The sequence below is a fragment of the Mycobacterium sp. E3247 genome, assembly GCF_001667785.1.
Taxonomy (GTDB): Bacteria; Actinomycetota; Actinomycetes; order Mycobacteriales; family Mycobacteriaceae; genus Mycobacterium.
Genome location: NZ_LZJG01000013.1, coordinates 16,993 through 29,823 on the forward strand (window position 1 = coordinate 16,993; position 12,831 = coordinate 29,823).

Below are 12,831 nucleotides of genomic sequence, written 5' to 3' on the forward strand. Positions count from 1 at the left end.
GGGGTGAGGCGATGGAGGCGGCCGTGAGCGGGTCCCGCGCCGATCTGGTGTGTGAAGGCGGCGGCGTCCGGGGAATCGGGCTGGTCGGCGCGGTCGATGCGCTCTCCGAGGCCGGCTACCGGTTTCCGCGGGTTGCGGGTAGCAGCGCGGGCTCGGTCGTCGCGTCGCTGGTGGCCTCGCTACAGGCCGCGGGCGAGCCGCTGAGCCGGCTCGCGGAGATCATGCGGACCATCGACTACCGGAAGTTCCTGGATCGCAGCGTGATCGGCGAGGTGCCTCTGATCGGTGGGGCATTGTCGCTGTTGGTGTCCGACGGTGTCTACCGTGGCGCCTACTTGGAACGCCTGCTGGCCGGCCTGCTCGCTGACTTGGGCGTGCGGACGTTCGGCGACCTGCGCACGGGCGAGGAGCCGGACCAGTTCGCCTGGTCGCTGGTCGTCACGGCCAGCGACCTGTCCCGGCGCCGGCTGGTGCGCATCCCGTGGGACCTCGGCTCCTACGGCATCGACCCCGACGACTTTCCGGTGGCCCGCGCCGTGCACGCCTCGTCGGCGATTCCGTATGTGTTCGAGCCCGTCCGGGTGGGCGGCGCCACCTGGGTCGACGGCGGCCTACTATCCGATTTCCCGGTGGAGTTGTTCGATCGCCCGGACGCGCAGCCCCGCTGGCCGACCTTCGGCATCCGGCTGTCCGCGCGCCCCGGCATCCCGCCCACCCACCCGGTCCACGGGCCGGTCTCCTTGGGAATCGCCGCGATCGAGACACTGGTGAGCAACCAGGACAACGCATACATCGACGATCCGTGCACCGTACGGCGCACCATCTTCGTTCCCGCCGACGAGGTCAGCCCCATCGACTTCGACATCACCGCCGAGCAACGCGACGCCCTGTATCAACGAGGATTGCAGGCGGGCCAACAGTTTCTGCGGACCTGGAGCTACCCGGACTACCTGGCCGCATGCGGCGGCCCGGAGAAAGGCGCGCCCTAGCAGAGTCCGATCCCGTGGTGACGACTATCCCCGCGCGCAGCGGATCTCGTGCAGACGATGCTCGACCCGCTCGACGTCGGCCGGCAAGGGCAATTGGTTCGTGACCCGGGTGATTTCGACGCCGATGTCAACCGGGTTGATCGGCCAGAATTGGCGCCTCATGAGTTTGGTTGCGATGGCCTTGATCTCGTCATCGCACAGCCTTCGGCGAGCCAAGGCGGCCACGGGCGAGTATCCGGTCGTGGGCATGCCGGCGGGGTAGCCGGCCCGCACGAAAGCCACAATGCTCGACACCCACAGTGCCAGGTCCATACTCCCACCTCGCTCACCGCCGCGATTGAAGAACGAGCGGCAGATCTTATGACTAGCAACGTAACACCGGCAACGTCATCAGCTGTGTAACGCCACACAGTTAAAACGCACTTTTTACGCGCCGGTATTGCTTCGGCGGCCCGGGCGATCTCGGTCACGATGCTCCTCGAGCGGGCGTGCCCTAACGCCGTTTGGCCGCAAGGGTTCCTAGTATTGCCGGGTGGCTGATCGCTATGGAACCGACGTCCTTGCCGCCGCGGGCCGGCGCAAGCCCCGCTCGACCGAGCACCCCGCCGAACCGGGACTGGTGGTCGAAGACGTGCAAACCGGATACGTCGGTGCGGTGGTACGAGTCGAGTACGGTCGGGTCGATCTCGAGGACCGGCACGGGCACGTGCGCGGCTTCCCCTTGGGCCCAGGATATTTGCTGGAGGGCCGCCCGGTGATCCTGACGGCGCCGCGCCGTGCGGCGCCCGTCGCCGCCGCGAGGACGGCTTCCGGGTCGGTGGCCGTGCCGGGCGCCCGCGCGCGGGTAGCCCGTGCCAGCCGGATCTATGTGGAGGGTCGCCACGACGCCGAACTCATCGCCCAGGTGTGGGGAGAGGACCTGCGGATCGAGGGGGTCGTCGTCGAGCACCTCGGCGGTGTGGACGACCTGGTGGGCATCGTGGCCGAGTTCGCGCCCGCTCCGGGGCGTCGGCTCGGTGTGCTCGTCGATCACCTCGTCACGGGTTCGAAGGAGGCGAGGATCGCCGACGCGGTGCGTCGCGGACCCGGGGGCAGCGACACCCTGGTGGTCGGTCATCCCTACGTCGACATCTGGCAGGCTGTGAAACCCCAGCGGCTCGGCTTGACCGGCTGGCCGGACGTGCCGCGGCACATCGAGTGGAAGCACGGCGCATGCCGGGCGCTCGGGTTGCCCCACGCCAACCAGGCCGACATCGCCAGGGCCTGGCGGCACATCCGGTCCCGCGTGCGCGACTGGAATGACCTGGAACCCGCGCTGATCAGTCGCGTCGAGGAACTCATCGATTTCGTCACGCAGCCGTCCCCGTGACGCCGCCGGATCGCACCGTGCCGGGATCCCGGCCCTGGTATCACCAGTGTTGTTTCCCCGCAACAGCATTGGCCCTGATGGTGGCGTGTTGTGTGACCGCCTGCAGTCATCCGAGTGGTAACGCGGCGCGCCCGGAAGGCGGGAAATCCGGCGGCGTCAACGCGGTGAAGGTCACCATGGCCAGCGTCGGCGGCAAGGAGGTGTGCGCGCTGGACAACACCACCGTGTCCGCAGGCCCGGTGACGTTCACGGTCGCCAACACGAACGCGCCGGGGATCAGTGAGGTCGAATTGCTCAGCGACCAGCGGATCGTCGGCGAGAAGGAGGACCTCGCTCCCGGACTGGACCCGGTATCGTTCACCGTCACCCTCGACGGTGGTGCGTACGAACTGTATTGCCCCGGCGCCAGCCGCGAACACCAGACCTTGACGGTGACGGGCCGGGCGGCAGCGAGGCCGGCCGGCGCCGCGGCGGGCATCCTCAGCCAGGGCACCAAGGACTACGCGGCATACATCATCAGGCAGATCGGTGAGCTCGGCGACGGGGTCAAGGCGCTCGACGCCGCCGTGCAGTCGGGCAACGTCGACGCCGCGAAGGCCGCTTACGCCAAAGCCCGGCTCTTCTGGGAGCGTTCGGAGTCAGCGGTGGGCGGATTCATCGTGTTGGGCTTCCCGGCCGGCGACAATGCCGGGAAATTCGACTATCTGATCGATATGCGCGAGTCCACCCCCGTCGATGCGAAAGTCGGCTGGAAGGGTTTCCACGCCATCGAACGTGACCTGTGGCAGGGCGGGGTGATCACCCCCGCCACGATGAATCTCAGCACCGAATTGCTGGGCAACGTCGCCAAGTTGAACGCCGTGGTCGCGCTCCTGCAGTATCAGCCCGAGGACCTGGCCAACGGTGCCAGCGACCTGATCGAAGAGATCCAGAACACCAAGATCACCGGCGAGGAGGAGGCGTTCAGCCACCTGGACTTGGTGGACTTTTCCGGCAATGTGGAGGGCGCCCAGCAGGCATACGCCTCGCTGAGGCCGGGCCTGGAGAAGATCGACGGCGATCTGGTCGGCCGGATCGATCAGCAATTCCGCACGGTGCTGGCCACTTTGGCCGGATACCGTGAGCCCGCCGCGCTGGGCGGGTTCCGGACGTACACCGCCGCGCTGAAGGCGACCGACGCGCCGAAGTTGACCGCGGTCATCCAGCCGCTGCACCAAAGCCTGTCCGCGGTCGCCCAGAAAGTCGTCGCCGCGGGCTGACCGTGACCGACGACATCGCCGAACCCGAAGAAGCCGCATCGGTTTCGCGCCGGCGCGTGCTCGGCGGCGCCGCGCTGGCCGGGCTTACCGGCACCGCGGTCGGTGGCCTTGCGGGCTACGCGACGGCGGCCGGACGCCCCGGCGACGGCTCGGGCGGCGGGGACGACAATGTCGACCTGCGGCGTAGCTACCCCTTCTACGGTCAGCCGCATCAGGGCGGAATCGCCACGCCCCCACAGCGTTACGCCATGTTCATGTCCTTCTCGCTGTCCGCCGGCGCCCGGCGCACCGAGGTGCAGACCCTCCTCGCGCGCTGGTCCGCCGCGGCCGCGATCCTGCAGGCGGGCAGGCCGGTCGGCGCCATCGAGCCGCGGGTGGAGGTCCAGCCACCGGCCGACACCGGGGAAGCCTACGGCCTGAGCCCGGCCAGTCTCACCGTCACCATCGGATTGGGGCCGTCGCTGTTCGGCGATCGGTTCGGGCTCGCCGCGCGGCGGCCCGCGGTCTTCACCGACCTGCCCCCGCTCAACGGCGACAACCTGGACCCTCGGCTGCGCGGCGGCGACCTGTCCGTGCAAGCCTGCGCCGACGACCCCCAGGTCTGCTATCACGCCGTGCGCAACCTGGCCCGGCTGGGCCGCAACCTCGTCGCACCGTCCTGGTCTGTGCTGGGATTCGGCCGAGCATCGGCCGGTCCCGGCCAGCGCACCCCGCGAAATCTGCTGGGATTCAAGGACGGGACCCGCAACATCGCCACGGACGCCGAGTACGACCGCTTCGTCTGGGTGCACGACAACGACCAGCCGTGGATGAACGGCGGGACGTATCAAGTGGTGCGGAAGGTCCGGATGCTGCTCGAAACTTGGGATGTCGACCGCATCGGCAATCAGCAGCGGATCTTCGGCCGCACCAAGGAGGAGGGAGCGCCGCTGAGCGGCAAGGGCGAATTCGACGCGCCCGACTTCGCCGCCACGGGGGCCGACGGGCATCCGCTCATCGACCCGATGTCCCACGTCGCCCTGGCCGCCCGGGAAAACAATGACGGCATCATGATCCGGCGGCGCTCCTACAACTACACCGACGGCCTCGACGCCAACGGCCAACTCGACGCCGGCCTGCTGTTCATCTCGTATCAAAAAGATCCGCAAGATTTTATTCGCCTGCAGAACCGGCTGGGCGCCCACGACCTGCTCAACGAGTACATCCGCCACATCGGCTCGGCAATCTTCGCGGTGCCTCCCGCGCCCGCGGAAGGCCACTACATCGGACAAGGCCTTTTCGGCTGAGCAAACCTCCGTGGCGGGGCCCGGCGTTGGACGGCGCCACGTTTCGGCTGTGTGATGTTTCGTGTCGCCCGCGTAAACCAATCGGGTCCACCGTCACACATCGGCCGCCGCAGAGCACTAACTCCGTGAAGCCGCAGAATCAGCGAAACGGAGGAAGTCACATGACCGACGCGCTCGTCATCGACGCCGAAGGCCTCGACAAGCTGTCGTGTAACGCCAGGGCCAACCCGGAGACCGGGAAGAAGACCCTCAAAGCCAAGACGGTGTGCGAGACCGGGTTCCGCAACATGACCTACGTCCGCGACCTGGCGCCGATGCTGGTGGGCGAGCCGCCCGCGCTGCTCGGCGACGACTCCGCACCCAACCCTTCCGAAACCGCCCTGGCCGCGCTGGGTTCCTGCGTCTCGGTGGGCCTGCTGGCGAACGCGACGCACCGCGGTGTGACGCTGACCAAGATCGAGGTCGAGATGGAAGGCGACATCGACATCTCCGCGGTGTGGGGGGTGGGTGACACTCCCGAGGGAAAGCGCCTCGGCTTCAGCGCGGTTCGCTGCCGGGTGACGCTGGCCGGAGACGCCGACGACGCGACACTCAAGGAGATCCACGACAACGCGATCGCCTGGTCACCGGTGGTGAACACCTTCCGCAACCCGGTGAGCGTCGACTCCACCCTGTTCACCGGATAGGCACGGACAACGGTCGATGGCAACCACTTTGACGAAGACCGATCTCGGCCAGGAGATCAGGTTGGCCCGCGTCAAGCGAGGGCTGAGCTGGGCGAAAATCGCCGAATCGATCGGCAAGGACCCGGTATGGACCGTCGCGGCGCTCCTCGGGCAGCATCCGCTCCCCGCCGGTGACGCGGCAACGGTCGCATCGCTTCTCGGCCTCGACAACGAGGCGGTGGCGGTCCTGCAAATGATGCCGTATCGGGGTTCCGATGCGACCATGACAACAGATCCCACGATCTACCGGTTCCACGAGGCGCTGGCCGTCTACGGCCCGGCGATCAAGGAACTCATCGGTGAAGAGTTCGGTGACGGCGTCATGAGCGCCATCAACTTCCAGATGAGCGTGCGGCGGCGGCCGCACCCCGAAGGCGACAGAGTGGTCGTCACTTTCGACGGCAAATTCCTCGACTATGCGTGGAAGCATTCGGCCCAGGAGGTATCGAGATGACGGCGACGATGGACCCGGCGGCCAGCCGGTTGGATGTCGAACTGCTGGAAGACATCCGGGCCCACGCCGGGGCGCTGGACCGCGGCGAGCACCAGGCCCGCCGCAGCTTCACCGCCTTGGGTGCGGCCGGTCTGCTCGGGGTCGGCGCTCCCGGCAACGCCGACGGCAGGCTGCCCGACATGGTCGAGGTGATCCGCTCGATCTCCGGAGAATGCATGAGCACCGGCTTCTCACTCTGGGCCCATCGGATGGCGGTGGAGTATCTGCTCACCGCGGCAACACCTTTCAGCGCCGCGGCGGCCCAGCCGCTGCTTGCCGGAACCACGCTTGGGGTGACCGGCATGGCTTCGGCGTTCAAGGAGGCGGCGGGCTGCGGAAGTTTGGAGTTGACGGCCGCGCCGGCCGACGGGGGCTACGTGGTGTCCGGATCGATCAGGTGGGCGAGCAACCTCTATCCGGACTCGACGATGGTGACCGCGGTGCGCACCGACGCGGGCGAGCGGCTGATCGTGGCCCTGCCGCTGAACACACCCGGCGTTGCGGTCGGTGATCATTTCGACCTGCTGGCAATGGGTAGCACCGCCTCGTCGTACCTGAAGCTGGCGGACGCCTATGTCCCCTCGGAGCAGGTGTTGGCGAGCGACTTCGACGGCTTCCTGCGGGCGGTCCGTCCGACGTTCCTCGTCCTGCAGTCGGCCATGTGCCTGGGGTTGACCAGAACCGCGGTGGGGCAGGCCAGGAACGCCCTCAGCGGGGTGAACTCGGTCTTCAGCGCCCAGGTCGACCAGGTCGAGGAGAAGCTCGCCGGTGCGGAGGCGGCAGTGGCGGATCTGGCCGCCGCCGTGGGCGGGGACGAGCCGCCCACCAAGCGGGAGCTGTTGTCGCTGCGGCTTGCCGCAGCCGAACTCGCCAGCGCCAGTGCGGATCTCGAGGTCCGTACCGCCGGCGGCAAGGGGTATGCGAGCAGGACATCGGCGAGCCGCCGCTACCGGGAGGCGGCGTTCATCCCGGTTCAGTCCCCGTCCGAAGGCCAGCTGCGCTGGGAACTGGCGGCATGCGCTTGAGTGCGAGACCATGGTGACCCCGGTGGCGGTGCCGCCGGGGGGCACCGAATCCGAACGCGTCGTCGGCGGCGTCCCGCTTGCGAAACTGGTGCGCGACTTTCACCGGCCGATGGTCAATTTCGCCCGCACCATGGTGGATTCGCCCACGGTGGCCGAAGAGGCGGTGCAGGAGGCCTGGGTGCAGATCCTGCAGTCCGCGGAGTCGTTCGAGGGCCGTTCCTCGGTCGCGACGTGGCTGTTCGCGATCGTCAAGAACACCGCATCGCGGCACCGGCGCCGCGAATCCCGCATCCGCGACCACGAGGTGCTGTCCGCGGAGGATGTCGACCCGCTGGCGGGCCGCATGCATCCCGCCGGCCATCCCGACGCCGGACACTGGAACCTCCCGCCGTCACGGCGCTTCCTGCCCGCGGACCACACCGTCGAGAACGAGCTCGTCGGGCAGGTACGTGCGGCGCTGGACGCGCTGCCGGTTCGGCAACGGCAACTGGTCATCCTGCGGGACATCGTCGGCGCCTCCGCGGAGGAGGCGGCCGAGCTGCTCGAACTCACCGCTGAAGGGCAACGCGCGCTGCTCTACCGCGCCCGCGGCAATCTGCGCAACGAATTGGAAAAGCGGTATCGCCGATGACCGTCCACGACAACACCGTCCCCGCCATCGACTGCGTCGAGTTCGTCCACCTCGTCGACGAACTCGTCGACTCCGATCCCCGGCAATGGGGCCCGATCGTCGCCAAGCACCTCGACGAATGCCCCCCGTGCCTGATCTACCTGCAGCAGATGCTCGACCTGAAGATCCTGCTCGCCCACGTCTTCGAGGGCGAGACGCTCAGCGAAGAGCATGTCAGCGGGGTCATCAACGCGCTCAACGCATTACGGAAAGGCGAACACCGATGACCATCAATGCGCAAGCGCCCCAGTGGGAAGACGAAGTGCCGCCAAACGCCTTCGCCCCCTTTGCCTCCGGGGGGACGACGGAGGTCGCGGCCGGCGACCCGTTCGAGCCGCTCAGCGTGGGCGCCATGGTGGACCGCGTGGCCGCCATGGCCGTCGAGAAGGCGACGCACCCGTGGGCGTTCCTGGTGCGCTCCCTGGTCGGCGGGGCGATGGTCGCGTTCGGCGCGCTGCTGGCGTTGATGGTGAGCACCGGGGTCAAGATCCCGGGCGTTGCGAGCCTGTTGATGGGCTTGGCGTTCGGCATGTCCTTCGTCCTGATCCTGGTCTCCGGGATGTCGCTGATCACCGCCGACATGGCCGCCGGTTTCCTGGCTGTCCTCAACCGCACCATGAGCGTCGGCGGTTACGCCTTTCTGGTGATCGTCGGCCTGCTCGGCAACGTCCTGGGGGCGCTGGCGTTCGTCACCGTCTGTGGCGCCGCGGGAGGACCCTACCTGGGCGCCTTCGCCGAGCGGGCGGCCGCGGTCGGCGCGCAGAAGGCCGGCCAGCCCTTCTGGACGGCGCTGCTGCTGGCCGTGGTGTGCACCTGGTTCCTGCAAACCTCGATGTGCATGTTCTTCAAGGCCCGCAGCGACGTCGCCCGCATGACGTTCGCGTTCTATGGGCCGTTCGCATTCGTGATCGGCGGCACCCAGCACGTGATCGCCAACGTCGGCTTCCTCGGCCTTCCTCTGCTGCTCAACCTGTTTCACCCCGCCGCGCCGCGAGCCGGCATCGGTTGGGGCTTCGGTCCACACGGCCTGCTCACCAACCTGGGCATCACCACCGTGGGCAACCTGGTCGGCGGCACGCTGTTCGTGGCGCTGCCGTTCTGGGTCATCGCGCAGTTGCAGCGGCAACGCAGCTAGCCGGCGCCTGACCACGGCGTTACGGCCGCCTTAACGGGTGGCGCTAACAGCCGTCTGTCCCGTTGGTTAGGGACTTAAGCCTCACGACCGGGACGCCCGCGGGTTTATAACGTCGCTGGTGATGGAGGGAGAACGAAATGTCAACACCTGATCAGCACCGCGGCATCGTCGTCGCGGTGGACGGCTCGTCGGCGTCGAATGCCGCCGCGACCTGGGCCGCCCACGAAGCTTCACTGCGTAATGTTCCACTGACCGTCGTCCACGCGGTGACGACACCCACCGCCACCTGGCCGCCGGTCCCGTACCCCGACTCTCTGGCGGTGCGGCTGGAAGACGAGGGCAAAAAGGCGATCATGCACGCGATCAAGCTCGCCGAGGAGACACTTCCGGCGGATGGACACGTCACGATCAACCGGGAACTCGTGTACTCCAGCCCGGCGCTGGCCCTGATCAAGATGTCCGACGAGGCTGAGATGATCGTCGTGGGCACCGCCGGACGGGGATTGCTGGCCCGGGGCGTGCTGGGTTCGGTCAGTTCGACGGTCGTGCGGCACGCGCACTGCCCGGTCGCCGTCGTCCATGCAGACGGTCAACCGGCGGCGCAAGACGCGCCGGTACTGGTCGGGGTCGACGGCTCACCGGCTTCCGAGCTCGCGATCGGAGTCGCGTTCGACGAAGCCTCCCGGCGCGGTGTCGGCCTGACGGCACTGCACGCCTGGAGCGACATCGCGATCACCGACCTCCCGGAAGCGGATTGGTCATCCCTGGAATCCGAGGCGCACCGCAGCCTGGCCGAGAACCTGGCGGGCTGGCAGGAACGCTACCCCGACGTGGCGGTGCAGCGATTGGTCGTGCGGGATCAACCGGCCCGGCAGCTCGCCGAAAAGTCCGAGACCGCACAGCTTCTGGTCGTCGGTAGTCACGGGCGCGGCGGTCTGACCGGTGTGCTGTTGGGATCGGTCAGCAACGCGGTCCTGCACTCGGTTCGGATACCGGTGATCGTCGCGCGGCCACCGGTGTCCGCCTGATCTACGCCGGGCGAGACGACCGTCGCCGTCCACGCGCAAAGGGCGGCGACGTCGCGTCCGGCGCGCGCCACGGTCCGGTCGGGGCGCACCACCGCAGCGGTGGCATGGCCACGGTGTAGCCATGCCGCCAGCGGGCTGCCGGGTTCGGCGACCAGCACAGTGACGTTGCGCCGCCGCAGCGCCGCCTCGTCGGCGGCAGCGGGGCGAACGGTGCTGATCAATGCGAAACCGGTGCCAAGCGCGTCGTCCAGCCGGTGACCTTGGCCCAGCGGCGCATTCGGGCAGAGCGTGCCGGCAAGCCGGCGCGGTTTCCGGGATGTGTCTACCAAGGCGGAACGGTGCAGTGCCGGCGTTGTCGAGTCCACCACCTTGTCGCGCAGGCCGGGGATGAGCCGCAGCCGCGGCAACACTGCCCGGCGGGCCGCATTGCCCAGGCGGCCCCCGCCGGTCATCGCCCAACCCACAGCCAGCGCCAGCCGAATCATGGATCGCGTATGCGGTTTGCGTTCCCGCTCATAGGTTTCGAGGACGCTCGGCGCCAGCGTGCCGTGGTGGACCCCGGCGATCTTCCAGGCCAGGTTGGCAGCATCGCGCAAACCCGCTCCCATGCCCTGGCCGATGAACGGGGGAGTGAGGTGCGCCGCGTCACCGAGGATGAACACGTTTCCGCGGCGCCAGCGGTCGGCGATCTGTGCGCGGAATGTGTATTCGGCGACGCGCACCAGAGTCAGCTCGCCGACGGGCACGGCGCTGGTCCACGGCTTGATCAACGGGCGCAATCGGTCCAGGGTGCCGAAATCGTCCGCGGTCTCGCCGCCCAGCAACCGGAACTCCCACCGGTAGCGGGCCGGCCCGATGCGCATGTAGGTCCCCGCGCGATTCGGGTCGCACAACTGGTGCACCCCGTCCCACTGGCCCAGATCGGCGTCACTGGCGACGTCGACCACCAGCCAGCGCTGCTGAAAGTTCAAGTCCCGCATGGTCGAACCGATGCCCGCGCGCACCATGCTGTTGGCGCCGTCGCAGCCCAGCAGGTAGTCGGCGTCGACCCGGTGGAGCCCGCCGTCGGAGCGGTCGGCGAACGTAACCCGAATGCGTGTCCCGTCCGTCACGACGTCGGTGACTTCGGCGTTCCCCCGGAGCTCGGCGTGCGGGTGGCGCTCGAGGTTGGCCCGCAGCAGGGCCTCCAATTCCGGCTGGTCGAACATGTTGGCCGGCGGGAAGCCGTGCACATTGTGCCCGGGGTCGCGGTCGAACTCGGCGAGCGTGCGAAACCGGCTGTCCACCAACCGCAGGCCCAGCGTCGGCCGCGATATCGCGGCGAATTCGTCGGCCAGCCCGAGGCGGGCGATGATGCGGTAGATCTCGTCGTCCAGGTGCACCGCGCGGGGCTGGGGATACAGGCCGGGCCAGCGGTCGAGCACCAGGCAGTCCACGCCGTACTGCGCCAGCAGCGTGGCCGCGGTGACGCCGGTCGGCCCGGCGCCGACGATGACGACGGGGACCCGCCGGGTGGGCGGAGTTGTCACGCGAATCGGACGGTGGTGCGCTGCGTTCCGAGGTCGATGGCCCCGTCGTCGGTCGCCACGGACGCTTCGACGACGTCACCGTCACGCAAGTAGTTGCGGTTGGCGGCCTGGCGCGAGAAGAACATCTTCCATTTCAGCGCCGGCGGCAACAGGTTTCCGATGACCTGCACGGGCCTCGGTGGGGCGCTCAGCGCGGTGCCGGCCGGCGTGCCGGTGAGCACCAGGTCGCCCGGGGCGAGCTCCTGGAACTGGGTGAGCGACTGCAGCGCCTGCAGGGGCCGGTAGAGCATGTCGCCCTCGACGAGTGAGTTCTGGCGTTCCTGGCCATTGACGCTCAGGCGCAGTCGCAAATCACCGAAGCGCTTGAACTCGTCGGCGGTGAGCAGGACGAGTTCCGGCCCGACCGGTGTGAAGGTCGGGTACGACTTCGCCTCGTAGAACTGGGTTTGCGGGAGCTGGATGTCACGCGCGGAGACGTCGTTGGTGACGACCAGGCCGGCGAGGAAATCGCTCAGGTTTTCCTCGGAGATGGCGGTGCCGACCGGGACCCCGCGGCCGATCACCAGCCCGACCTCCACCTCGTAGTCCAGCAGCCGGACGTGCGGGGGTTTGACGATGTCGGCGAAAGGCCCGTTGATGGAGGCCGACGCCTTGCGGAAAAAGGTCAGCGGGATCGACGCCGGGTCCATGCCCGCGTCTTTGACGTGCGATTCGTAGTTGGTCATCTGGGCGATCACCCGGCAGGGCCGGGTCACCGGCGACACCAACTTCAGGGTATCGACGGGCACGGTAACGGTGCTGGCGGCCGCGTTCTCGATGGCACTGCGGTCGGCCAGCAGCGCGGCGGTGGTTGTTGCGGTGGTGTCGATCTTCGCCGCGCCGCGGGCGGTCTTGAGCCACCATGCGTCGTGGGTGTGCAGCACGGAAAGGGTCATGACGTGGGAACTTTCAGTAGGCCGATCAGGCGGTTGACATCGAACTCGTTTTGCGCTCGGAGCGCGGTGATCATCGAAACCACTTCCCGGCGGGCCGATTTCGGATCGGTGCCGAGGAAGTCTCTGGTTGCCGGCGGTCCCCATTGGGCCAAACCGGACGCGGTGAAGGGCGCCCAGCCGGGGTCCAGCGTGTTATCGAACAGGTCGCCATCGGTGAAGTGCTCGAATAAGTAGCCGTCGGGATCGCGCCAGTAGTCGAAGATCTGACTGCCCTGGATGTGCCTGCCGATCCCCCAGGACCGGGAAAATCCCTGGGCGCCAAGGTATTCACCGCCGGCGGCGAGCGCGTCGAGATCGCTGACCTGATATGCCGAATGGACGTAGCGGT

14 protein-coding genes and 1 pseudogene are annotated in these 12,831 nt (G+C 68.1%); 11 read left to right on the forward strand and 4 right to left on the reverse strand.

The window, feature by feature from the left end; translation table 11 throughout:
* Nucleotides 1-11 precede the first annotated feature (11 nt).
* Nucleotides 12-989, forward strand: coding sequence for a patatin-like phospholipase family protein (locus tag A9X04_RS00550; RefSeq protein WP_067916735.1), 978 nt, complete (start codon nt 12-14; stop codon nt 987-989).
* Nucleotides 990-1,013: 24 nt separating this feature from the next.
* On the opposite strand, the gene A9X04_RS00555 is transcribed toward A9X04_RS00550, so the two are convergent.
* Complete coding sequence (locus A9X04_RS00555; protein WP_067916738.1) at nt 1,014-1,301, reverse strand: DUF3349 domain-containing protein; 288 nt, start codon at nt 1,299-1,301, stop codon at nt 1,014-1,016.
* A 220-nt stretch (nt 1,302-1,521) separates the two neighbouring features.
* Between A9X04_RS00555 and A9X04_RS00560 the strand changes: the two genes are divergently transcribed.
* From A9X04_RS00560 to A9X04_RS00605, 10 genes are all read left to right on the forward strand, one after another.
* Nucleotides 1,522-2,358: a DUF3097 family protein gene (locus A9X04_RS00560; RefSeq protein WP_067916740.1), complete on the forward strand. Its 837-nt coding sequence runs from the start codon at nt 1,522-1,524 to the stop codon at nt 2,356-2,358.
* 77 nt (nt 2,359-2,435) lie between these two features.
* The gene (gene efeO / locus A9X04_RS00565) at nt 2,436-3,617 is read left to right on the forward strand and encodes an iron uptake system protein EfeO (protein ID WP_369828904.1); all 1,182 of its coding nucleotides are present in this window, start codon (nt 2,436-2,438) and stop codon (nt 3,615-3,617) included.
* Nucleotides 3,614-4,903: an iron uptake transporter deferrochelatase/peroxidase subunit gene (efeB, locus tag A9X04_RS00570; RefSeq protein ID WP_067916742.1), complete on the forward strand. Its 1,290-nt coding sequence runs from the start codon at nt 3,614-3,616 to the stop codon at nt 4,901-4,903. The genes efeO and efeB overlap by 4 nt, the downstream gene beginning before the upstream one ends.
* Nucleotides 4,904-5,064: 161 nt before the next feature.
* Entirely contained in the window at nt 5,065-5,589 is a 525-nt protein-coding gene (locus A9X04_RS00575; RefSeq protein WP_067916744.1) for an OsmC family protein, read from the forward strand.
* A 16-nt stretch (nt 5,590-5,605) separates the two neighbouring features.
* A complete protein-coding gene (gene cynS, locus A9X04_RS00580; protein WP_067916746.1) occupies nt 5,606-6,082 on the forward strand; it encodes a cyanase in 477 nt (158 codons plus the stop codon).
* Complete coding sequence (locus tag A9X04_RS00585; RefSeq protein ID WP_067916748.1) at nt 6,079-7,146, forward strand: acyl-CoA dehydrogenase family protein; 1,068 nt, start codon at nt 6,079-6,081, stop codon at nt 7,144-7,146. The genes cynS and A9X04_RS00585 overlap by 4 nt, the downstream gene beginning before the upstream one ends.
* 10 nt (nt 7,147-7,156) lie before the next feature.
* Complete coding sequence (locus A9X04_RS00590; RefSeq protein WP_067916750.1) at nt 7,157-7,777, forward strand: RNA polymerase sigma factor; 621 nt, start codon at nt 7,157-7,159, stop codon at nt 7,775-7,777.
* Nucleotides 7,774-8,043 (forward strand): hypothetical protein, encoded by a 270-nt coding sequence (locus A9X04_RS00595; RefSeq protein ID WP_067916752.1) that lies wholly within the window; start codon nt 7,774-7,776, stop codon nt 8,041-8,043. Before A9X04_RS00590 ends, A9X04_RS00595 begins: the two co-directional genes overlap by 4 nt.
* Nucleotides 8,040-8,951: a formate/nitrite transporter family protein gene (locus tag A9X04_RS00600; RefSeq protein WP_067916754.1), complete on the forward strand. Its 912-nt coding sequence runs from the start codon at nt 8,040-8,042 to the stop codon at nt 8,949-8,951. Before A9X04_RS00595 ends, A9X04_RS00600 begins: the two co-directional genes overlap by 4 nt.
* Nucleotides 8,952-9,088: 137 nt before the next feature.
* Nucleotides 9,089-9,979: a universal stress protein gene (locus A9X04_RS00605; RefSeq protein WP_067916755.1), complete on the forward strand. Its 891-nt coding sequence runs from the start codon at nt 9,089-9,091 to the stop codon at nt 9,977-9,979.
* On the opposite strand, the gene A9X04_RS00610 is transcribed toward A9X04_RS00605, so the two are convergent.
* From A9X04_RS00610 to A9X04_RS00620, 3 genes and pseudogenes are all read right to left on the reverse strand, one after another.
* Nucleotides 9,871-11,508: a bifunctional 3-(3-hydroxy-phenyl)propionate/3-hydroxycinnamic acid hydroxylase gene (locus tag A9X04_RS00610; RefSeq protein ID WP_067916757.1), complete on the reverse strand. Its 1,638-nt coding sequence runs from the start codon at nt 11,506-11,508 to the stop codon at nt 9,871-9,873. The two genes, A9X04_RS00605 and A9X04_RS00610, sit on opposite strands and share 109 nt — an antisense overlap.
* On the reverse strand, nt 11,505-12,443 hold the full coding sequence (locus A9X04_RS00615) for a fumarylacetoacetate hydrolase family protein (protein ID WP_067916759.1): 939 nt from the start codon (nt 12,441-12,443) through the stop codon (nt 11,505-11,507). The genes A9X04_RS00610 and A9X04_RS00615 overlap by 4 nt, the downstream gene beginning before the upstream one ends.
* Nucleotides 12,440-12,831: pseudogene (locus A9X04_RS00620) on the reverse strand (VOC family protein); the annotation flags it as partial. The gene A9X04_RS00615 and the pseudogene A9X04_RS00620, both read right to left, overlap by 4 nt.